The sequence below is a fragment of the Gilliamella sp. wkB7 genome, from assembly GCF_001693435.1.
Taxonomy (GTDB): domain Bacteria; phylum Pseudomonadota; class Gammaproteobacteria; order Enterobacterales; family Orbaceae; genus Gilliamella; species Gilliamella apicola_N.
Window position 1 is genome coordinate 45217 of the sequence record NZ_CM004509.1, and the last position, 21892, is coordinate 67108.

A 21892-nucleotide genomic window follows, 5' to 3' on the forward strand; every position below is an offset into this window, starting at 1 on the left:
AATTTCAGAAATGAAAAGGAATAAAAAAATGAAAAAAGTATCTGCTATTATGGCATTACTATTGTTTTCAGGTCTTGTACAAGCAAGAACCTATGATGAAATTATCAATTCAGGATTTTTAAAAGTTGGTGTCCCCGCTGATTATGCACCATTAGCTTTTTATAATACCCAAGAAAAATTGGTCGGTTTTGATATTGATATGGCAGAAGATTTCGCAAAACAATTAAATGTGATACCGGTATTTTATATCACTAGTTGGCCAACCTTATCACAAGATTTAGCGGATGATAATTACGATATTGCTATGGGTGGTGTAACTTATACAAAGGATCGTGCAGAAAAATTCTTACTTTCTGATGAAATAGTGCCGAATGGTAAAGTTGCGTTAGCTGCATGCCATGTCGCATCCAATTTATCAAGTCTAGACAAAATTGATCAACCTGATGTTAAGGTGGTCGTTAATCCTGGTGGCACCAATGAAAGCTTTGTCAATGGTAATATTCATAAGGCCCAAGTGATTCGTGTAGAAAATAATTTTGATAATATTCAAGCTTTACGTGATAAAACAGCCGACACTATGGTAACGGATCTTATTGAAGGTCATTATTATCAATATAAAGAGCCAAATGTTTTATGTTTAGCAACTGACACCCCATTTAAAGGTACAGAAAGCTATAAAGCTTATATGGTTCAATCAGGTAACCAAAAACTTTTGGATGCAATTAATAGTTGGCTTCCTAATTCAAATAAGCAGCAATTAGCGTTAAAATGGGGCGTAAAAACTCAATTAAATTAGTTCGCTAGTAACCTATTAAATATGGCGGTTAACACTGCCATTATTATCCTAAATAATATCTGTTTTAGTTCTATTTTTGTTGGTTACCCATAGATCCATTAGGTCATTATCTCTCTTCTAAATAATGTATATTAATCTTTTTTGGAGTAATACTAAAATGAATTACTATGATTTTTTAGTCATTGCATTAAAGTTGTTGGTTGTATTCATCTGTATTATCTTATTTTTAAAAATTACTGGTAAGACCTCACTATCCCAAATGTCGAGTATTGATTTTATTGGTAATATGATTTTAGGTGGAATTGCGGGAGGTATCATCTATAATCCAAAGTTAACCGTTTTTGATTTTTTGGTGGTGTTAATAATGTGGACAGCCATTATGTATACTTCCAACTATTTAAAGAAAAGAAGTCAAAATGCCAAAGCATTTATTGTTGGTAATCCGATTATTTTAATGGAAAAGGGTAAAATTAAACTAGATGCCTTTACCAGTGTTAACTTGGATTTTTCCAGCTTTGCTGTACTACTTAGAATGAAGAATATTTTTACTATTCATACCGTCGATAAAGCTATTTTGGAGCCGAATGGTCAATTAACTGTGGTTAAAAAAGGTGATAAAGACATATCCGTCCTAGTATTAGAAAATGAAAGTCCTAATGAAGATGGGTTAAAATCGATTGGCAAAGATGAAGATTGGCTAAAATCTAAATTAGCTGAGCAGGGTTATGCTAATTATGATGGATTATATTGTGTTGAATACTATGATGATCGTCTCTTTGTCATACCAAGCGAACTTGTTAATTGAGTTTTTTGTTATGGCAAATTTTTAATTAATAAACCTTAACCATTATTTTGGTTAAGGTTTTATAAAGAGTTTTACTATTTTAGTTATATAAAGGCGATCGGTTTAATGATTTAACAATAAAGCTTGGTATTTGAAAATTATTATTGAGTTTTTGCTGGATTTGTTTCGCTTCTTGTTCCGTTTTACATTGAGTGAAGATACAAGCACCTGTTCCAGTTAATCTGGTTGGGGCAAATTGAGACAGATAAGTAATAACCTTATCAACAATTGGATATCGTTTTCGAACGACATTTTCACAATCATTTTTAAACTGATCAAATGGTAAAGCTAATAAGTCATCAAGATCTCGGCTTGGTGTATTACGGGTAAGTTCAGGATCATTAAACACTTTAACTGTGGAGATTTCAATATTAGGGTAGGTGACTAAATACCAATATTGTGGAATATCAACCGTTAATAACTGATCACCAATGCCTTGGGCAAAAGCTGCATGACCATAAATAAAGATAGGCACATCAGCCCCAATTTGCCGTCCTATTTCAATTAATGTTTCTGTTGTTAAATTGAGTTGCCATAATTGATTAAGCGCGACTAATACCGTTGCAGCATTTGATGACGCGCCACCCAGCCCACCGCCCATAGGGATTTTTTTATCAATAGTGATATCTACCCCCAAATCTTGACGATTTGTATAAGATTTTAACCGATTGGCAGCTATAACCATCAAGTTTTTATCTTCAGGTACATTAACAAACTCGGTCAGTAAATGGATCTGGTTATCCTGACGTACTTTAAATGTTACAATGTCACAATAATCAATGAACTGAAATAAGGTTTGTAAATTGTGATAATTGTCAGCACGACGCCCAGTTATATAGAGAAATAAATTTAATTTTGCTGGTGAATACCACTGTTTCATTATGACTTCCTGTTATTGCAAAATCCAGTTACTGATCTTTAAACGAATATTTTCACCATCATGATTTAACTCTATGATTGCAGGTAAATCTATTTTTTGGTTTTTATAGGTATAAGTTGAATAACTAGGAATTTTTAAGTTCCATTTGTTATTGTTTTGCATAAATTCAGTTGATACTAATCTGCCAGAATTGTCTAATTTATCATTAATATTGTTAGAATAACCTTTTAACCAATTATGGAGAGAGTTAAAAGGAATATTAACATTCGATACTTTCTTCATTAAGTTCTCAATATTGGTGTCACTATAACGGTTACCATTTTTATTAATGAGTTCGGCAAAATCAGGCTCCGATTTTAACGTTAATATATTTGTTCCGACGGGAGTAGTTAACTTAACTTCAAAATGGTTAACGGATTGTTGGGTAATTAAAAATCGCCCGTAGTTACGAGTTTTTTCACTTATTTGGGCAATACTGCCATTAACACGAAAGGTATTTATCTGTTCAAGAGTTTGTTGATGAGTCTTCCATTGTTGTTCAATTGATGCAATATCTTTAGGTTTAGTGATCTGGCAAGCCGTGATAATAAAAGGTAAAACTAGGATAAAAGCATATTTGATTTTAGACATGAATTATCTCTTGTAGTTGAACGTTTGAATTATTTTATTATAACTGATAATACAACAATAAGAAAAAGTAACTGTAAATTAACGTTTGATATTTTTTTATGTATAATGTTATGCCAAGGACGCTTCATAATACAGCTATTGATTAAAATAAAATTCAAGAAGAAACAATGCAATGTCAATTACAATATTAGGTGTTAATCATAAGACGGCTCCATTAGCATTAAGAGAAAAAATTGCTTTCCCTAACGAAACAGTAGATAAAGCACTGTATAGCCTTTACCAACATCCTCTAATTGAGGGATGTGTAATACTATCAACCTGTAATCGAACAGAAATATATCTAAATTATGAACATCAAACAGATTATATTAGATTAAAAGGATTTGTTGAAAATTGGTTAGGTCAGTTTCACAATGTTGATCTTGAGCAATACAAAAACTCCCTTTACTGGTATGAAGGTCAACAAGCTGTGGAACATTTGATGGCTGTAGCAAGTGGTTTGGATTCAATGATTATTGGTGAACCGCAGATCTTGGGGCAAGTGAAAGTTGCCTATGCAATTGCACAAAAAAATCAGTGCTTGTCGGTGACATTAGAAAAACTCTTTCAAAATATTTTCCATGTAGCAAAACTTGTGCGCAGTCAAACTGATATTGGCTCTAATACGGCTTCAGTTGCTTATGCTGCTTGTCTTGTTGCGCGTAAGTTGTTTACCGACACATCCAAATTAAATGTCATGTTAGTAGGAGCAGGGGAGACAATAGAACTGATTTCCCGTTATTTAAAACCTCATGGGTTTAATCATGTTCTTGTTGCTAATCGTACACGTGATAAAGCATTAAAATTAGCTTCCCTTATTGATGCTGAAATTATTTCTTTACCTGATATAGCTCATCGCCTTAAAGAGGTCGATATCGTTATCAGTTCTACTGCAAGCCCATTACCTATTATTGGAAAAGGGATGGTCGAACGCACCTTGCAGGCAAGAAATCATCAGCAGATGTTATTTATTGATTTAGCGGTTCCCCGTGATGTAGAACAAGAAATTAACGAACTTGATAATGTACATTTATATACGATTGATGATCTTCAAAAAACGGTTGAAAATAATTTAGAACAGCGCGCCATGGCAGCTCAAAAAGCACAATATATTATTCAGGAACAAGCTGAGCAATTTATCGACTGGCTTAAAGCTCGTTACGCAGTTGACTATATTAAACAGTATCGCAGTAATGCACAAAGTATTAAACGTGAATTAGAGATCAAAGCGTTAAATGCTATCAAGCAAGGAGCGAATGTTGATGAAGTCTTTGCTGAGTTTTCTCATCGATTAACCAATAAATTAATCCATGCGCCGACACAAACTTTACTTAATGCGGCAACTCATGATTGTGATGACTGTTTTAAAGTGTTAAGCAAAGGATTAGGTTTGAAAAGTCATTAGTAAATTTTTGATATGTAACAAGGGAATTGAACTGTTTGGATCAACTTGAATTTTTTGAAATACCCTCTCCTTGTAAACGAGTTTGTGAAACCGATAAACAAGGTTATTGTATTAAATGCTTTCGTTCTAGGACAGAACGATTTAATTGGTTAAGTTTTTCCGATACTCAAAAGCAAGAAGTGCTTCGCTTATGTAAACAAAGGGCGCTAAGACGGCGTTATCTATTATTGCAACAGCAACAACAAAAGATCCAAGATACAACCTTGCAAAATGAACTCAATTTTTAAATCCTGACCTTGTTATCTATTTTTCAACGGGATAACTTGTAATCTATAACAACTCGGAGTAGCATTTTTCAAACCAGCAATTATTGCAAATAATGAGTCATCATTGTTAATTAAATCGAGATCTCAGCTATGAAAATGTGTATTGCATGTGGCATGCCAATGACTTCACTTGGTGATTATCCTTTGCATGACATGTCTAAAAATTACTGTAAGCATTGCGCTCATAATGATGGCACAATGAAAACGTTTGATGAGAAATGGCAAGAAGTTGCTCTGCGTTATGCCAATAATCATCATATCGATTATTCAATAGCTAAACATACTGCATATGTAATACTAAAAAAATTACCTGCTTGGAAACGAAAGTGGTAAAAAGTATTTATTTTTACTCTAGAAAATGTTTATTGATTAAATCTAAGAATATTAGCTAAATAAGCAGAGTTGTCTGCTTATTTAATAAACTCATATAAACTAAAAATTTAATTGAAATTAAAACAAATCTTAATCAATAAATCTAAAATCTTGCAGCCTTTGACTAACAAAGATCAGCATATCATCAAATCCAGAAGTCCAATATGACCAATCATGACCACCATTGCGAGCAATAAAGGTATAGTTAATATTGTTTTTCTTGAAATTCATACTTAATAGTGTATTGCCAATAAGAAAATCATCCTTAGAACCGCAATCAAGATAAAAATAGCCTTCAGACTCCAATTTATTCGATGTAGTATTTAAAATATCATATTTATCATAAAACTTATTATTTACTCTGCTTTCTCCTACAAGGTTTAAACCGAATGCTTTGCCATAGCGTCGATTGTATACATTCATATCCATTGAAATTATATCTTCTTTGGTTCTAAACGCCCCGCTTAAGGCTACCGTTGCCTTAAAAAGACCGGGATATTGTAAACTATAATAAAGAGCGCCAAATCCGCCCATTGAAAGCCCTCCGATAGCCCTAAATTTGGGTAAATTATTTACTCTGTAGTTTTTTTCTATTTGTGGCATGAATTCCTTGATAAACATATCCTCATAAAGATACTGGCCATCCGCATCATTCATATAATAGGTATTATTTTCAAAAGACCCATTTCTAGTAGCATCAGGTGTGACAACAATCATGGGCGTTATCTTTCCAGAATTGATTAAATTATCCAAATGAGCTTGTAAATTACCCTGAGTATAGGGATCGGTATGAATACCATCCGCACCGCCATGTAAATAATAAAAAATAGGGTATGTTCTATTAGAACTATTATAATCTGGAGGCAAATATACCGTGTAGTGGACATCGTTACCTAAAATTTGACTTTTTATTGTTTTACTAGAATCAACAATACCCTGTGATGAAAAACAGTTAGTAACATATAAAACAGATAAGACGCATACTAAAAAGATATTTTTTAAAAAACTACAAAGGTTGTATTTCATAGGATAATTCTCCTTTTTGATTAACAGATTGAGCAATCATATACCGCTGATAATCTTTTTTAGGGAATTAAGATTGGATTTTTTGAACTCCGTCACATTATTATCAACTTATAGCAATTTTTGATAGAATTATAGAATCCTAATGAAGATAATTCGTATGGTGTAATTAAATATATAAAATCTGTTATTCAAAATATTAATATTGCTATGTAGCTATCAGTTATAGAAACATATCTATAATATTAAACCTAAAGGATATAAACGCTGACATTAGCTGGATTTTTAGGCAAACAAAGCGCTTTATGATAATAATTGTTGCAGATATCACAAAGCTTAGTATAATGCCCACGTTTACTTATTTACACTTCTAATGCCAGTGTGGCGAAATTGGTAGACGCAGCGGATTCAAAATCCGCCGCCCTTAAAAGCGTGTCGGTTCGAGTCCGACCACTGGCACCAATAAAGTCAATAATTTACCCAGCATATTATCTAGTTTTATATTGTACAATATTTCACCATAGGCGATAAAATAGCGATTGTTTTCCATTTATCGATATTTATTATCCGTTTTTATCTATTTTTTATTAAAAGAAATAACATGGTTAGGTATATATTTAATTGAAACATATATTTGTAATAGACAAATTAGAAAATTTTCTTGAAAATACTCACCGTACCTAATATACTGTATAAAAAAACAGTATTAGGGTGCGAGTATGGATGAAATAACCAAAAACTATATTAAATTAGAGCGCGCAGAGTTTGTTAGCAGATTGATGATTGACTCTGATTTGTCAGAAAAAGATGTCAAAATTGGTTTGTGTTTATTGCATGAGCTTTTGTATAAAATGATAATGAATACCAATTCCAATACCAATACCAATACCAACGATGGCGGAGCATAGCCTTGTTATGATGCTGCATATTTTTTGTGATAGGGGAATATTAATAATCGTATAGTTTGGTATAGCGCTCGGCTTTAATGTTGTCACAACTGATTACAATGTAACAAATGAGTAACTACAGTCAATATTAGTATATTACAGATATTGTTTGGCTGTTATCCTACTGATTCTTTTACTAATGTGAATTGTGGTTTTTGATTTTAGTGTGGACATTTCATTGATTATTATACCCTTTAGCTACAAATTAAATTAACCAGAATTTTAATATAATTCTAAATTAATTCAGAATGTTATTACGGTTATTTTTCCTTATGTATTTTGTCGTCTTGAAGTTTTATTCCTAATTCGATGTTCTTTTACGAATCGGCTCATAACCCTTTAAAACATGATCTTTGATTGTTTTAACTTTCATAACTGAATGTTTTGTGTATTTGTCAATAATCATATAAGCGTTACCAAAACTTATTGATAAATTTTGTTTAGTATGAATTATTTCCTTAATTAGTGTTTATTTGGTTTTATTTAAAGCAATTAGATATGTTTTTAATGATATATAATACAGTTTCAATATTTTAATAGGTTGAGTAGACCTTTTTACAATAAGGGAAAATATGCTCCATTTTGATGATTGCGAATCTGTTATTTCTAGAATTTAAAGGTTTTCAAGTTAACTACCTTAAAAAGGTTATGTAAGAACTGAGATACAACTACAAGTGTTATTGTAATTAAAATACAATACTTTACTTTCAGATATTGTTTTGAGATGTACTATTGAAACTGAAGTAAACGCTTCTTAGTTATTAACAGACTAGGGTGAACTAAGTATAAATGGACTACAATCAATAAAAAAGTTATTTTATCTTGTGATATGTTTGCGGAAATAGGGCGTATTTTAAAATTAAAGAAAGAAAACGCAATAACAGAAAATGAATTGATACTATTAAAAAATTGTGTATTTAAAAAATAAAATAGAGATTTATTCAAGGATAGAATCATGAAAAAAATTATTACAGCGACTTTATCACTAGCAGCATGTCTTTTATTTACATCTTCTGGTTTTGCAGATTATGAAAGCAAACTAGCAAGAGAATTAGCTTCATCGGTAAAAAAGGATTTAAATAAAACCTATGGCAATTTTCCAATAAAAGTTGATGATAAAATATCATTGACAAATATAAGTTCAAAAGGTCGATCAATAATTTACGATTATCGTTATAAAGCTAAAAGCGTTAAATTTAGTCAAAAAGATGTAGATTCATTTTCGGAATTATTGTTTGATGAAGAACTTTGTCAAAATGAGGAGTTGGTTTCATTTTTTAAAGAAAAGGATATTGAGTGGGTTAACCGATTCACATTTAAAGATAAAAAGACAATGTCATCGTCGTACCATATTAAAGATATTTGCGACAAAATCTCTACTAATGATTTTTAAATCAATTTTTGTTATCCATTAATAATATCTTTATAAGCAAAAAAATGGGATATATTATTTGAAATAAAATAAAAAATTTTTTTGATTTGATATACGCAAATATTTAAAGGATCCCATTGACTAAATAAACTATTAAAACAATTGAAAACCACATGCAAGGATAAAAGTCTTTTTGTCTTTTATATTCTAACCAAAATTATTAAGGATTTAATCAATTTGATTAATAATAAATGTTTACATGATCCTCTCCGTCATCACTCAAATTACCGAAAGATGATTACTTATTTAGTCTATATACTTAAATGATATAACAATATAACTATTTATTATTATTTAAATATTTCTATCTAATTATAATCAAACTCATCCAAATAACATCAATGTAATCTATTTTTGTATTGAAATCAGACAAGGATGGAAAAGTTATGTTCTCTTTCCTATCATCTAATGAAAAAATTCTAAGGATTATTGTTGGCTATATTTTTATCTTAATAAGTCCTTTAGCTATAGCGAACATCGACGAAAAATCTGATGTATTAAACGTTGGTATTGATTTGACTTATGCACCTTTTGCGTATTTAGAAAACAATCAAGCTGAAGGTTTTGATCCTGATTTTATGCGATTGTTGGCAGAAAAATCCCATAAAATAGCTAATTTTAATGATACCCGAATTGAAAATATCATTATTGGGCTTGAATCAGGTCATTATGATGTTGTTGCAAGTGCATTATATGTAAATGCGACGCGTGCTAAACAGGTTGATTTTATTCCGTACTTACAAACAGGTGGCGTTTTGCTTGTTCGACAAGATGATAATTTTAACCCGCAAACTTTAAAAGATTTATGTGGTAAAAGGGTATCTTCAATGAAAGGGGCTGCGTGGATTGAAACCATAAATCAGGTTAGCCAGACATATTGCAAACCTAACAAGTTGAACCCAATTGTTGTGAAAGAGTATCCAAGCGCCCCCGAGGCCTCACAAGCGCTGCTTTCACATGGTGTCGATGTTCAATATGAAGATGCAGCTGTAGCCAATATGGTTATAAATCAGCTAAACAATACATTGAAAATTACCAATAAGAACATGCTTAATCCGGTTTTGATCGGTTTAGCCGTTCGTAAAAATGATCTGGTATTTAAACAAAATCTGGTCGATCTTATTAAAATGGTAAAACAGTCTGGAGAGTATGATGCTTTGCTTACAAAATATAATCTAGCTTACCCTAATCAAACTTTATTGAATGACAATTTAGACTATATCGCAACTGGTCGAGATGGCAATCTAAAAAACAACAATAAGATTGAACAAAAAGGCTTTAATTGGAATTACTTCTTTAACGAATTAATCAATCCAAATTTTATAAAAGCGAGTTTTACAGTTATCTCTTTAAGTTGTTTGGCGTGGATAAGTGCGCTACTTTTTGGTTTACTATTGGCATTAGGTAATCGTTCAAAACAGTTTATTTTAATCAAAGTTACATCATTGTATATCTGGTTATTTAGAAGTTTGCCATTACTCGTTTTACTAATTTATATTTATAGTTTACCAAGATTTTGGGAAGCAAGTAGTATCATTTTATCTAATCCTTTTTGGGCTGGGCTTATCGCTTTAGTTCTGAGTGAAAGTGCTTATATGGCTGAAATTCATCGAGGTGCGTTACAAGCTGTCTCAAACGACCAAATAGATGCTGGAAGAGCTTTAGGATTAAGATACTGGGCGATTCAAATTAAAATTGTATTTCCCCAAGCATTGAGAGTTGCACTCCCACCACTGACTAATCAATTAGTCACCATTATAAAATTAACATCATTAGTGTCTGTCATTTCATTAACAGAAATTCTATTAGTTGGCCAACAGCTTTATACTCGTAATTTTCTGGTAATTGAAACATTAACGATCGTAGCTATTTACTACGTTGCAATCGTGACAATCGTGACTTGGTTAATTAAACGCTTTGAGGTTTATTTAGATGTCACTAAAAGGGCTAACAACGAAAAAATCCAATTTATTACCCTTGATTCCGTTTCCAAAAAAGAGAGTGATTCTTTATCAACAAATAAAACGAGTAAGTATGTATTGGAGTTGAAGCATTTAAATAAAAGTTATGAACATACTAACGTATTAAGCAATATAAATTTAAATGTGAATTGGGGAGATGTTATTTCAATAATTGGACCATCAGGCTCAGGCAAAACAACCCTTATAAGAACCATAAACGGGTTATCGAATTTAGATGAAGGAACCATTCTATTTGAAGGCATTCCTTTTATTGAGGGACGAAAATTACATGATAAACAATTTTACAATCGTATTGTCCACTTGGGTATGGTCTTTCAAAATTATAACTTATTTCCCCATAAAACGGTCTTAGAAAATTTACTTTTAGCACCTCAATATCATGATAAGGATCTCGAAAACAGCAAACAATTGGCATTGGCTTTATTAGATAAAGTTGGAATGCTTGAACATGCCAATAAATACCCGCATCAATTATCGGGAGGACAACAGCAAAGAGTTGCAATTGCTCGCGCACTTGTTATGGAACCAAGTATTATGTTATTTGATGAGCCTACTTCAGCTCTGGATCCTGAACTGGTTAATGAAGTCTTGCTAGTAATTTCACAATTAGCAACGGAAGGCATGACTATGTTAATTGTCACCCATGAAATGTCTTTTGCATTCAAAGTGTCTAATCGTATTATCTTTATGGAAAAAGGTCAGATAATCCATGATGATAATCCTGATGTTTTAAAAAATAGTGATGATAAACGTTTACAACAATTTTTAAATCAGAATGAACATTAATTTGATAAACATGAATAGGATCAAATGAGGTATAAGTGATGCAGGAATTTCCCGAAATTGGTATTTTACATCGTCGTAAAATCGAAGCCGAAATAATCAAGCCGATCTATGAAATATTAATAAGAAATTACGGTAAAGAGGCAGCTAAAGCTGTTATTGAAGAAGCTGTTGCAAAAGCAGCTATTGACGCAGGAAAGGAGTTTGCTGCTAAAGAACCCAATGGCACTAGTGTTGAAAGTTTTGTAGCATTACAACATCTTTGGGAACAAGATGATGCATTAACAATCACTGTTGTTGAGAGTAGCCATGAAAAGTATGATTATAATGTACATCGCTGTAAATATGCCGAAATGTATAAAGAAATGGGATTAGCTGAAATCGGTTTTCTATTATCGTGTAACCGTGATAGTAAATTCATAGAAGGTTATGCACCACAAGTTAATTTAGACCGTCCTCATACAATTATGATGGGCGATGGTATTTGTGATTTTCGTTACTGTCTGCGAGTTAAAAATGATGAATAATATACAGCCCCAAATTAATATAAAACGTCTTGAAAAATTATTAGATGATTTTGCACAAATCGGTAGAACGGATAATGGTGGAGTGAGTCGTTTAACATTAACAATGTTAGATAAACAAGCACGTGATTTATTAATTCAAATTAGTCAATCTGCTGGCTTCAAAGTACGCATTGATGCAATCGGAAACATCTTCATACGCAGAGATGGTCTAAAGGACTTACCCGTTGTTATGACAGGCTCTCATGGTGATAGTCAACCAAAAGGGGGGCGTTATGACGGCATTTATGGTGTATTAGCTGGTTTGGAAGTGCTATTAACATTGAATGATTTTAATATTAAGACCAATCATCCCATAGAACTAGTCATGTGGACGAATGAAGAGGGTTCACGTTTTGCACCTGCCATGATGGGTTCTGCTGTTTTTACGGGAAAACTAAAACTTGAATATGCTTATGCAATTAAAGATCAACAAGGAATTACAGTAAAACAAGCTTTAGAAAAAATAGGCTATTTGGGAAGTGATAATACAGAAAATTATTCGATTAAAGCTATTATCGAGGCTCATATTGAGCAGGGGCCTATATTGGAACTCGAAAATAAAACTATTGGTATTGTTAAAGGTGCATTTGCCCAACGTTGGTACGAAGTAAATTTAAGTGGTTTGGCTGCTCATGCAGGAACTACACCAGTAAATATGCGCCAAGATGCAGTTGTCGGCTTGTCTGAATGCGTAACCGCTTTGAATCAATTAGCTTTGAATCCAGACAGTAAAGATATTCGCTTAACAGTTGGTATGATAACGGTTAGTCCTAATTCTCGTAATGTTGTTGCTGGACATTGCTTTTTTACTATTGATTTACGACATTATGATTCAGATTTGTTGGAAAGTTTTGAAACACAAATGTACGCTTTATTATCTGAAATAACAAAAAAATTAAATTTAAAACTTGAAATCAAAAAAATACTGAGTATGCCAGCCATACATTTCGATCCCGCCTGTATAAACGCTGTAAAAAATGCAACGGTAAAAAATAATTATTCTGCCATTGAGATGATTTCAGGAGCAGGTCATGACGCATGTCATTTAAGTACAGTCGTCCCGACTTCAATGATATTTATTCCTTGTATTAAAGGGATAAGTCATAATGAAGCGGAATCAATAACAACATTATGGTGTAAAGCAGGAGCGGATGTTTTACTTGATACATTATTAGAATTAACACAATAACTTATTTAATTATCTTAAATATAGTAATGTGAATGTTTAGACAATGCCAATTTATCGGTTGCCAAAATAGTATAATTAAAATATGAAAAAATTATTTCATTACCCTTAATCAGTAATTTATTTATCAATAATGGTTTTACAACAAACCGAGAACCTAATTCCCAAGCATATTATGGAAGATCTGCCTTTATAATCTAGCAACCTTATGCTGTTTTGTATTAAAATGGATTTATATTACTAATTTAAATAACTATTCATCCAGTTAAAAATTAACTAATGCTTAGTAATTGGGTATTTATTTAATATGTAATTAGTATATGGATTAATAAAAGTTGGATTTTTCTAGGAAAGGAATTGATGAAAATAATTATAACAATAAAGTTGTTTTTTGTAGTTTCTATATTGGTTTTCATTATCACGAGTTTGATGGGGTATTTTAACAAAGCTTTTATGCCTGAATTTGTTTCTTATTTGAAACTCATCTCATTGATAATCATCTTTTTCTGTTTGTTTGGTTTCATTTTCTTACGGCTGTTTCATGATAAATGGTTACTTAAAAAAATGGTCAAACCTAAAGTAATAAAAACGGTTCAAAATAATGAGAAAAGTTATGAGTATTTGAATTATAGGATGAATCAAGGTGTTGCTCTTATTTGGGAAAGTGATGCAATATTTGCGAATTTCAATTTACCAGGTAATAGCAAAAATTTTAGTGGTTATATAAAACAATTAAGTCTAAAAGAGGATGGTAACTTTTATCTGTCTGTTGCAAATGGTCATAAAATTGAACAAATTGCCTTTAATGAACTTACATCGACGATCCAAATTACCATTAATGCAACACATTATAGTTTCAAATCTTTATGTAATGAGGTTTTAAAGTTAGAATTAAATATAATATTTAAATTTGCTGATCATGTTCGAAAACAATTATCTCTCAATGAAAAGTATATTTTTACCTTTGATCCTCCGACAAAAGTATTCTTGCCCATAAATAACAATAAAGAACTATTTGAAATTGAAAAATACTATATTTTTCATAACAATGATAAAGCAATCTTAATGAAAAGGGTATCTAAACAGAAAAGAATTTTAGCACCAATTGAGAATATTAAATCTAAAATAGAATTTGAAAATGGCGAAAAAATTGACATTAAAAAATGGTTGGATCATTTGTGTGATATAATCGATATCAATTAAAATAATTTGCAGTTATAGAAGAAATAATTGAATATAAGTTAATCATTAAGAGGTAAGAAATCAGGTTTATTATTCAATAAACTGTTACTTAAATATTTTTTGTTAAATAATTTAGTAAAAAAAGGTAATATAAATAGCATGGTATCTGTATTGCCTTCTTACTAAATTGGTTTTTATTTCATTAATGCATTCATCTCTTCTCTGACAAGAGTAATCGTTAATCCTACAATAATTTGTATAGATTTGCCTTTGTTTACAATATTTATTGTGCTATTACTTTGAAAATATTCGATGTCATACACTAATTCTTGATTGTTATTTGAACACGAAGCTGCATTGCGCAATTAGTTAAATGTGAAATATTGTCTTTTTCTCCTAAACCGTCAAGAAAAGTTATCGCTTTTTGTCAAATTTTATCATTATTTTATTTTGAGTTTTTTTCGGTGGAATAAATCGCCATTGAGATGCCAATGAAACCAAATACTTTTCTCATTCCAATGAGCATAAATCATCTTTGAGGGAAAAGTTCTGTTAACGATATAGTGCTATCTGCAAATTCTGAAATGAGTGAAATCCAATAATTCACAATCCCGCCATCAGTAACAATAGGGCCAAAGTAAATTGAACCACAGGAAAAATGATATAAACCAGTTGGTATTAAAATTAGATCTAAAAAAATAAATAGTAAAACACCAATAGCACCAGAATTTAAAATAATAACTTGTAGCTTTTGTATTCCGCTTTGGATTTAAATACCGCATCAATATTTAAAAAGATTTCAGTATCGATTCTAATACATTACTCGTAGGAGGTTAGGTTAACTTTTAATTGTGGAAGATAAAAATCACTAAAAAATTTTTTATATAAATATAAATAACCTAATGTTATTGTAGATAGTGAAAATATCGTATAACCTATAATACATATGTTTTATATTTTAAAAAATTTAGAGCTTTGGCGCTCCATTAATTAATCGCTTTTTTATAATTTCAAGCTCTCCATAGTTAATTCATTGTTGTTTAATCATAAATTAGGTAATAGGAGTAAATAATGAAAAAAAATGTAAGCGTTAAAAAATTAACAATATTGATTACTACACTCTATTGTTCTCTATTTTTTTCATCATCATTCGCTTTTCAAAAAGGCTCAACCGAGGATTTTTTGGGTCATGAAATAGGGATTACTTATCATACTGCTGAGCAAGCTGTGAGTAGTAAAGCATATTTGCCGATGTATCCAAAAGAAGGTACTCCTGAATTTGAAGCAGACAAAATTGCTTATCTTCATGGGTATAACCTCAAAGGAACAGAACGTTGGAAACAGGCAACGATCGATGCTGACTTGCATACTCCAAACGTCGCTAAAATTTTTTCTGTCCCTTTAGGAATCACAATTTCACCTGAAACAACTCCAACTTTATATAAAATGCTAGGTGATCTTCTGGTAGATTCAGCTGATAATGCGACTAAAACAGCGAAAGAAGCATATAAAAGAGGACGTCCATTTGTCTACTTTGGTAATCACACATGCCAACCTGAAGATGAAGAAGAACGTTTACGTCAAAACGGATCATTTCCGTCAGGTCATACTTCTTACGGGTGGACTTTAGCATTAGTTCTCGCTCAAATAGCTCCGTCACACGCTGAAGCAATTATAAAACGTGGATATGAATTTGGTCAGAGTCGTATGATCTGTGGTGCTCATTGGCAAAGTGATGTCGATGCAGGGCGGTTAGTAGGCGCTGTTGAATATTCTCGCTTACTCACTATTCCTAAATTTCAAGAAGATCTTAAAAAAGCAACAGAAGAAGTTCAAAATCATCTTAATTTAGTTAACAAATAAAATGAGTGATATGAATTTTTATAATTCTTTATAATTATTAGGGAAGATAATGAAAAATTATTTTCCTTAATATGTTAAAAAATAGTTACTTAATAAAACATTAACCAATATGTAGTTAAATCTACGTCTTATATCTTCTTTTACTAAGATTATTAATATCCCATTTTTTCATAACTCTTTTTATGATTCTATATTATTTATTTAAAATTAGACTTTGTCATCCATCCTAAAGAAATGTAAGTGTTATTCATAAGCTGATAATAGGACTTATTGAATTTTATCTGCTTTGTTGCTGTATAAATTTCACTCAAAATATTGAAAACAATTTAAAAAAGTAAAATAAACAGATAAAAATAGTTGCAAATTATTATAAAACAGGTAGTTTATACACTATATTTGGTTATTTTTTGTAAACTTTTGTAAGTTGTTAAGTGAATAAATATAAATAGGATTACTTTAGTTAAAATGATAATCATAATACCAAATAAAAATTCTAAAAAAATCAATATTAAAAAAATTTATAAATAATAATCATTACAATATGTAAGGATGATAAAAGGAGAAATGTATGAAAAATGAATCATTCGAATTCATTAATCAGTTTTATATAAATTTTAATCATAATCGTTATACTTTAACTATTGATGAGATGAGTTTAATCATTTCATTTTTGAATTTTGTTCATAATGAACAATTAAAGCAATATTGGTATAACACCATTTTTTTTATCACCATAGCTAATATTTTATCTATTAATTATCAACTCCTTAACATAAATAAAACGTTTCATATTTAATACAATAAGGTATTGACTAATGCAATGTCAGATAAAAAAATAGGATAAACTAATGAACGATAAATTGCAGAAACTCTTAGATGAATATAAACTAAACTATGATAAATTTGGTTTCGGTCATTATTTGGATTTTGATCACACCGAAAGTGCTTTAAAAATTGGCTTAGTTGGATGCTTTTACTTGGACAAATCTTATAAATCTGAGAAACGTCAAGCAATTAACCAAGTTCTAGCATTATACGATAAAAATTGGGGAGATCACCTTACTCATGGCTTTGGGAATGGGGATCCCAATACACTATATCGCTATCAAAACATCAGTTTAGCTCAAAAAATAATACTCAATAATGGGTTTTGTCTAGATACTCTAAGTTTTTATTGGAGTAATGTAGATAAACTATATCTAATTCCTGATTATTTAATAAAAGTTTTATCAAGATCTGAATCTCTTGAAAAAGAATATAACACAGTGAGTTATCTACAACTTTATTTACCAATTTATGAATTAAAATATTTTGGTGTGGATAAAATGGTAGAATTCATCCGACAAGTAAGCCAAATTTTAAAACCTTTACATGGTTTTTTCGGTTTAGGTATAAGACAACGTTATAAATATTATGATTATCAATATTTAGAAGGTGAATTAGCTCGTAAATATTTAGGTTTAGATATTTCAACCGATGAAGAAGATATACATTTTAGAGATGGATTTAAAAGCATTAACTGGTTAACTATTCTTAGTGAAGAACTTTTTACTAAAAAATTAGGTAGTCTTGATGAAGTTAAACAGAAAAATAGTGATGAAGAGGTTATTTTTCATCCCTACGATGGGGGAGTAGTTGTTCAGGCAGGTGAAGTACCAGAACTTTGTGAAATAGGTAAAAACCCTTATCCACAAAATTATGTTAATGCTAATGCTTTACTAAAACAAGCGCGAGCTCCAATGATTGCTTCATTTGGTTTTACATCAAATAACGGTAAAATTCAAGATAGCCAAACTTCTAAAGAATGGCAATCACGTTTCGACAATGTAACCCCAACCGATCTCCAACCAGAGGAATCTGAAGATGAGTAAGATGTTGGGTATAAATGAAACTTAAAATGTTTCTTTAAAAAATATGTATTATCTCAATAGCTAGACATTTTTAAATAAACTAAAAATACCTGATCTTTTATCATTAACATTAGTTTTTTGGACTATTGTTGAAAAGTTTTAGATCGGGTATGTATTTTGATTTAAGTCTAATTTATTTAAAAAAATGGTTATTTTAAACGGCAGTTTAATTTTGTGAAAAATTTCAAATTAATAATAGAGTTTATTAAAAAATCGTTTTACACTCAAATATTTGATATGGATTGATGAATAACACAACACATGAAAAGTTTAAAAATCTGCATGTTTTCAATCATTCATGATTTTTATTAATATCAGAAACAGAAAGTTTAACTCAATTAAAAAGATCAAATGGTATAGACTCCTAAATATTTTTTACATAGTAAATTATAACATAATAATATAATTAGATTATTTAAAATAACCTCAACTCAATTATTTAATCACACTAAAATCTTATTCATAGCCTTATAGATAAATTTTAAAAAGCATATTTTTAGGTAATTGTGAAGTCCATTATTTTTATTAATAATTTTCAGGTCATGGTTATGTTTTAGAAAAAATGATTTTTTTAGATATAAATTTTAATAAAAATTCTGTGCAAAATACTTAATAAAAAATCCGCAATATCCAAATTCTGTTTGTTAATCCTTTTTTGATCATATTTAAGCAACAAATTTTTAGTGATATTTTATTTATTAATAATATCAGTAAGTTATGCAAGTAATTAAATTCAAAGATATGTTAAAAAGATTGCAAAAAACGTAAAAAAGCGTATTTTATACGCTCTTTAGATTATTTTTTAACGTAACTTCATAAAAATATTTAACTAATAATGGTAAATCATTAAAATAATCAATTTTTTAGTAAAAAATAATATTAAATAAATATTAATAATAAATAGTTTAATAAAACAAAGTTTTATTTGCAGCGCACATGAAATATATTGAGGATAGCATGGATAAAGGATTAACCAATTTGGTGAATCAATTGGGTAATGGTTTAAGTCGGGGTTTAAAACAAGGTTTGGTTAATGGAGCAGGTCATAATCGTTACACGTTAAATATTGATGGTTTGTCTGCTGAGGTTTCAATTTTACAAGTCGAGGGTAATGAGCAACTTAACCAGCCTTGGCATTATACGATTACTTTCACCAGCTCGGATAAACAACTTTCTGTTGAGTCATTTCTTAACCAAAATGCCCGTTTGAGTTTTAACCCTGCTAATTCTGGCAGTTTAAGCGACTTTGCAACTCAAGGACTTAATGCACTTAATTCCTTAACTTCGGCTAATCCTTTAGATTCATTAAAACAGACTAATCCATTAAAGCAGTTAGATAAACTTAAACAATCCAATCCACTCGATTCACTCAATTCTTTAACCCAATTTAATCCGCTTAATCCGTTAAACTCACTATTATCTCAGGGTGGCTCACGCACTCTTTATGGTGTGATTACCCAGTTCAGTCAATTATCAGTCAGTAACGATGAAGCTCGTTATCAGGTTGTCTTATCCTCGCAATTAGCCAAACTGGCATTAAGTCATAATTGTGCCATTTTTCAAAATCAAAGCGTTATCAGTGTGGTTGAAGAGGTCTTACGTGGTCATGGTTATACAGGGATTGATTATCGTTTAGCACTTAAAGAGCAATATCCGGAGCGTGAATTTATCACCCAGTGGCAGGAGAGTGACCTTGAGTTTATTCAAAGACTGCTTGCTGATGTGGGGGTCTATTTCCGATTTGAAACGCATGGTGAACACAACTGTGATGTGTTGGTCATCAGTGATTATGAGCAAGGTTATCAGCAGGTGGCTGATATTGTGTACAAACAACCGAGCGGCACACTGGATAACAGCGTTGAAAGTGTCTGGGATATAACCTTACACAGTCAGATGGTGGAATCTTCGGTACAAGTACAGGATTATAACTACCGCGATGCAGAGGCGAATTTACTGGGTGAGGTTAACAGCCAACAGAAAGATAACACCACTTACGGTACTGATTACCGTTATGATGAGCACTATAAAGGGTTAAATAGCAATGGTAATGGTAGTAATACCAATAACAATGATATAAATAATCATAACAGTAATAATGATGAAAACAGTGGTGATATCGATACCGACGGCAGTCAAGGCAGTAACGGCAATAGTAATGACAACGAAAATAATAGCGTTAACACTAACAGTAGTAATAGCAATAACAACAGCAGTGATATTGACCGTAATCAAGCTAACACAAGTAATGGTGTTGAAAGTGGTGAATGGTATGCCCGCATTCGTCATGAACATGCCATTAGCCGTCAGATTGTTATTCGGGGTAAAAGTAATCAGGCCAATTTAGCCCCGGGTCAACATATCCGCATCAAAGGCGGTACGATTGCCGGAATAGATGAGGGGGTAATGATATTAACGGTGCAAGGACAAGGAAACCGCAGTGAGGCTTATGAACTGAGTTTTACCGCCATACCTTACCAGCCATTAAAACCTTACCGCCCGGAGCCGATTCCTTTTCCGACTATTGACGGCACTTTACCGGCACGGGTAACCAGTCCGAATAATGACACCTATGGTTATATTGATACACAAGGGCGCTATCGGGTTAAATTTAACTTTGATTTAAAAGAGTGGCGAAACGGTGAAGAGAGTTTATGGTTAAGACTGGCTAAACCGTATGCAGGCAGTACCTATGGTTTTCACTTTCCACTGATTGACGGCACAGAAGTTGCGGTAGCGTTTACTAACGGTAATCCGGACCGACCTTATATCGCGCATGCGATGCATGACAGTGGCCACCCTGACCATGTGACTACCATAAACAAACATCGAAATGTAATTCGTACTCCTGCTAACAACAAACTGCGGATGGATGATAAGCGCGGACAAGAGCACATTAAGTTAGCGACCGAATACGGTAAAACCCAGCTTAACATCGGGCATTTAGTTGACCAAAACAAAGAGCAGCGTGGTGAGGGATTTGAACTGCGCACCGATGAGTGGGGGGCAATTGCTGCCAATAAAGGTTTATACCTGACCAGTCAGACCGAGCCTAAGGCACAGGGTAAACAGCTTGATATGCAAGGTGCCATTACCCAGCTTGAAAATGCATTATCAATTGCTAAAGCACTGCAAAATGCAGCAACTGCCTCTGAAGCTCATGGTGCGGATACCGACAGTCAAGAGCAACTTAAAGCGACATTAACCCAATTAGCCCAAAGTGGCATTATTGCTTATGCGCAAGAGGGCATCGCTTTAACCAGTCCGGAAAACATCCAACTGTCCACATCAAACAGCGTATCGGTGACCAGTGAAAACCAAACTGACATCAATGCGTTAAAAAACATTACTGTCTCATCCGGTGAATCCATCGGTCTGTTTGCTCATAAATCAGGAATGAAAGTCTTTGCCAACCAAGGTGATGTTAACGTGCAGGCACAAAATGCCAACCTGAATATGGCTGCTAAGCAAGATATTAAAATAGACAGTGTGGATGGAAAGCTGACGATTACCGCAAGTAAAGAGTTGACGTTAATGTGTGGCGGTTCATACATCAAAATCAGCAGTGCAGGCATTGAACTGGGCACGGCGGATAATGTTTATATAAAAAGTAATGCTATGCAGAAAATGGGACCAGCACAAAGAAACATTCAACGGGAATTACCATCGATATGCAATGGTGTACAACAAGATGAAGCAAATAAGCATGCTATTATTGTGGAAAGATAA

Annotated in this window: 20 protein-coding genes, 1 tRNA gene and 1 pseudogene; 17 read left to right on the plus strand and 5 right to left on the minus strand. The window is 31.9% G+C overall.

Annotated features, from left to right (window positions below; all coding sequences use genetic code 11):
* Positions 1-28: 28 nt before the first annotated feature.
* Together A9G17_RS00225 and A9G17_RS00230 are read left to right on the plus strand one after the other, a co-directional pair.
* Positions 29-796 carry a transporter substrate-binding domain-containing protein gene (locus A9G17_RS00225; RefSeq protein WP_065736968.1) on the plus strand — a complete coding sequence of 256 codons (768 nt, stop codon included), beginning with the start codon at positions 29-31 and terminating at the stop codon, positions 794-796.
* 157 nt (positions 797-953) lie between these two features.
* On the plus strand, positions 954-1601 hold the full coding sequence (locus A9G17_RS00230) for a DUF421 domain-containing protein (protein WP_065736969.1): 648 nt from the start codon (positions 954-956) through the stop codon (positions 1599-1601).
* A 79-nt stretch (positions 1602-1680) separates the two neighbouring features.
* Here A9G17_RS00230 and ispE read toward each other — a convergent pair whose 3' ends face one another.
* Both ispE and lolB read right to left on the minus strand, forming a co-directional pair.
* Entirely contained in the window at positions 1681-2520 is an 840-nt protein-coding gene (ispE, locus tag A9G17_RS00235) for a 4-(cytidine 5'-diphospho)-2-C-methyl-D-erythritol kinase (protein ID WP_065736970.1), read from the minus strand.
* A gap of 12 nt (positions 2521-2532) precedes the next feature.
* Positions 2533-3150, minus strand: coding sequence for a lipoprotein insertase outer membrane protein LolB (gene lolB, locus A9G17_RS00240; RefSeq protein WP_065736971.1), 618 nt, complete (start codon positions 3148-3150; stop codon positions 2533-2535).
* Positions 3151-3322: 172 nt separating this feature from the next.
* Here lolB and hemA point away from each other — a divergent pair, with 172 nt between their 5' ends.
* The 3 genes from hemA to A9G17_RS00255 all read left to right on the plus strand — a co-directional run bounded on the left by hemA (position 3323) and on the right by A9G17_RS00255 (position 5253).
* Positions 3323-4594: a glutamyl-tRNA reductase gene (gene hemA, locus A9G17_RS00245; protein ID WP_065736972.1), complete on the plus strand. Its 1272-nt coding sequence runs from the start codon at positions 3323-3325 to the stop codon at positions 4592-4594.
* A gap of 35 nt (positions 4595-4629) precedes the next feature.
* On the plus strand, positions 4630-4881 hold the full coding sequence (locus tag A9G17_RS00250; protein ID WP_065736973.1) for a DUF1289 domain-containing protein: 252 nt from the start codon (positions 4630-4632) through the stop codon (positions 4879-4881).
* Positions 4882-5010: 129 nt separating this feature from the next.
* Entirely contained in the window at positions 5011-5253 is a 243-nt protein-coding gene (locus A9G17_RS00255) for a zinc ribbon domain-containing protein (protein ID WP_025315648.1), read from the plus strand.
* Between the two features lie 129 nt (positions 5254-5382).
* Here the strand turns inward: A9G17_RS00255 and A9G17_RS00260 are convergent, their stop codons facing one another.
* The gene (locus A9G17_RS00260; protein WP_081301601.1) at positions 5383-6318 is read right to left on the minus strand and encodes an alpha/beta hydrolase; all 936 of its coding nucleotides are present in this window, start codon (positions 6316-6318) and stop codon (positions 5383-5385) included.
* A gap of 372 nt (positions 6319-6690) precedes the next feature.
* Here A9G17_RS00260 and A9G17_RS00265 point away from each other — a divergent pair.
* Positions 6691-6777: transfer RNA gene (locus tag A9G17_RS00265), tRNA-Leu, on the plus strand.
* Here the strand turns inward: A9G17_RS00265 and A9G17_RS13200 are convergent.
* Entirely contained in the window at positions 6740-6865 is a 126-nt protein-coding gene (locus A9G17_RS13200; protein WP_256114222.1) for a hypothetical protein, read from the minus strand. The genes A9G17_RS00265 and A9G17_RS13200 overlap by 38 nt on opposite strands.
* A gap of 169 nt (positions 6866-7034) precedes the next feature.
* Here A9G17_RS13200 and A9G17_RS00270 point away from each other — a divergent pair, with 169 nt between their 5' ends.
* The 7 genes and pseudogenes from A9G17_RS00270 to A9G17_RS00295 all read left to right on the plus strand — a co-directional run bounded on the left by A9G17_RS00270 (position 7035) and on the right by A9G17_RS00295 (position 14414).
* Entirely contained in the window at positions 7035-7223 is a 189-nt protein-coding gene (locus A9G17_RS00270; protein WP_065736974.1) for a hypothetical protein, read from the plus strand.
* Positions 7224-8217: 994 nt separating this feature from the next.
* Positions 8218-8655, plus strand: coding sequence for a hypothetical protein (locus A9G17_RS00275; protein ID WP_065736975.1), 438 nt, complete (start codon positions 8218-8220; stop codon positions 8653-8655).
* Positions 8656-9080: 425 nt separating this feature from the next.
* Positions 9081-9809 (plus strand): annotated as a pseudogene (locus A9G17_RS13315) (transporter substrate-binding domain-containing protein); the annotation flags it as partial.
* Between the two features lie 147 nt (positions 9810-9956).
* Positions 9957-11462: an amino acid ABC transporter permease/ATP-binding protein gene (locus A9G17_RS13320; RefSeq protein ID WP_065739041.1), complete on the plus strand. Its 1506-nt coding sequence runs from the start codon at positions 9957-9959 to the stop codon at positions 11460-11462.
* Between the two features lie 38 nt (positions 11463-11500).
* Positions 11501-11986: an L-2-amino-thiazoline-4-carboxylic acid hydrolase gene (locus A9G17_RS00285; protein ID WP_065736976.1), complete on the plus strand. Its 486-nt coding sequence runs from the start codon at positions 11501-11503 to the stop codon at positions 11984-11986.
* Entirely contained in the window at positions 11976-13214 is a 1239-nt protein-coding gene (locus A9G17_RS00290; RefSeq protein WP_218059736.1) for a M20 family metallo-hydrolase, read from the plus strand. Before A9G17_RS00285 ends, A9G17_RS00290 begins: the two co-directional genes overlap by 11 nt.
* Positions 13215-13571: 357 nt before the next feature.
* Positions 13572-14414: a hypothetical protein gene (locus A9G17_RS00295; RefSeq protein WP_065736977.1), complete on the plus strand. Its 843-nt coding sequence runs from the start codon at positions 13572-13574 to the stop codon at positions 14412-14414.
* Between the two features lie 301 nt (positions 14415-14715).
* Here the strand turns inward: A9G17_RS00295 and A9G17_RS13325 are convergent, their stop codons facing one another.
* A complete protein-coding gene (locus tag A9G17_RS13325; RefSeq protein WP_081301777.1) occupies positions 14716-14811 on the minus strand; it encodes a PTS transporter subunit EIIB in 96 nt (31 codons plus the stop codon).
* 653 nt (positions 14812-15464) lie between these two features.
* Here A9G17_RS13325 and A9G17_RS00300 point away from each other — a divergent pair.
* The 4 genes from A9G17_RS00300 to A9G17_RS00315 all read left to right on the plus strand — a co-directional run bounded on the left by A9G17_RS00300 (position 15465) and on the right by A9G17_RS00315 (position 21892).
* Positions 15465-16256, plus strand: coding sequence for an acid phosphatase (locus A9G17_RS00300; protein ID WP_176714232.1), 792 nt, complete (start codon positions 15465-15467; stop codon positions 16254-16256).
* A gap of 568 nt (positions 16257-16824) precedes the next feature.
* Positions 16825-17052, plus strand: coding sequence for a hypothetical protein (locus A9G17_RS00305; protein WP_065736978.1), 228 nt, complete (start codon positions 16825-16827; stop codon positions 17050-17052).
* Between the two features lie 52 nt (positions 17053-17104).
* Positions 17105-18127, plus strand: a complete 1023-nt coding sequence (locus A9G17_RS00310; RefSeq protein ID WP_065736979.1) for a type VI immunity family protein — start codon at positions 17105-17107, stop codon at positions 18125-18127.
* 975 nt (positions 18128-19102) lie between these two features.
* Positions 19103-21892, plus strand: coding sequence for a type VI secretion system Vgr family protein (locus tag A9G17_RS00315; RefSeq protein ID WP_081301603.1), 2790 nt, complete (start codon positions 19103-19105; stop codon positions 21890-21892).

Excerpts from the sequence above, each read along its gene's own strand:
- A9G17_RS00225 (WP_065736968.1), top strand. The coding sequence starts at position 29 with ATGAAAAAAGTATCTGCTATTATGGCATTACTATTGTTTTCAGGTCTT.
- A9G17_RS00230 (WP_065736969.1), top strand. The coding sequence starts at position 954 with ATGAATTACTATGATTTTTTAGTCATTGCATTAAAGTTGTTGGTTGTA.
- ispE (WP_065736970.1), bottom strand. The coding sequence starts at position 2,520 with ATGAAACAGTGGTATTCACCAGCAAAATTAAATTTATTTCTCTATATA.
- lolB (WP_065736971.1), bottom strand. The coding sequence starts at position 3,150 with ATGTCTAAAATCAAATATGCTTTTATCCTAGTTTTACCTTTTATTATC.
- hemA (WP_065736972.1), top strand. The coding sequence starts at position 3,323 with ATGTCAATTACAATATTAGGTGTTAATCATAAGACGGCTCCATTAGCA.
- A9G17_RS00255 (WP_025315648.1), top strand. The coding sequence starts at position 5,011 with ATGAAAATGTGTATTGCATGTGGCATGCCAATGACTTCACTTGGTGAT.
- A9G17_RS00260 (WP_081301601.1), bottom strand. The coding sequence starts at position 6,318 with ATGAAATACAACCTTTGTAGTTTTTTAAAAAATATCTTTTTAGTATGC.
- A9G17_RS13200 (WP_256114222.1), bottom strand. The coding sequence starts at position 6,865 with ATGGAAAACAATCGCTATTTTATCGCCTATGGTGAAATATTGTACAAT.
- A9G17_RS00270 (WP_065736974.1), top strand. The coding sequence starts at position 7,035 with ATGGATGAAATAACCAAAAACTATATTAAATTAGAGCGCGCAGAGTTT.
- A9G17_RS00275 (WP_065736975.1), top strand. The coding sequence starts at position 8,218 with ATGAAAAAAATTATTACAGCGACTTTATCACTAGCAGCATGTCTTTTA.
- A9G17_RS00285 (WP_065736976.1), top strand. The coding sequence starts at position 11,501 with ATGCAGGAATTTCCCGAAATTGGTATTTTACATCGTCGTAAAATCGAA.
- A9G17_RS00290 (WP_218059736.1), top strand. The coding sequence starts at position 11,976 with ATGATGAATAATATACAGCCCCAAATTAATATAAAACGTCTTGAAAAA.
- A9G17_RS00295 (WP_065736977.1), top strand. The coding sequence starts at position 13,572 with ATGAAAATAATTATAACAATAAAGTTGTTTTTTGTAGTTTCTATATTG.
- A9G17_RS00300 (WP_176714232.1), top strand. The coding sequence starts at position 15,465 with ATGAAAAAAAATGTAAGCGTTAAAAAATTAACAATATTGATTACTACA.
- A9G17_RS00305 (WP_065736978.1), top strand. The coding sequence starts at position 16,825 with ATGAAAAATGAATCATTCGAATTCATTAATCAGTTTTATATAAATTTT.
- A9G17_RS00310 (WP_065736979.1), top strand. The coding sequence starts at position 17,105 with ATGAACGATAAATTGCAGAAACTCTTAGATGAATATAAACTAAACTAT.
- A9G17_RS00315 (WP_081301603.1), top strand. The coding sequence starts at position 19,103 with ATGAAATATATTGAGGATAGCATGGATAAAGGATTAACCAATTTGGTG.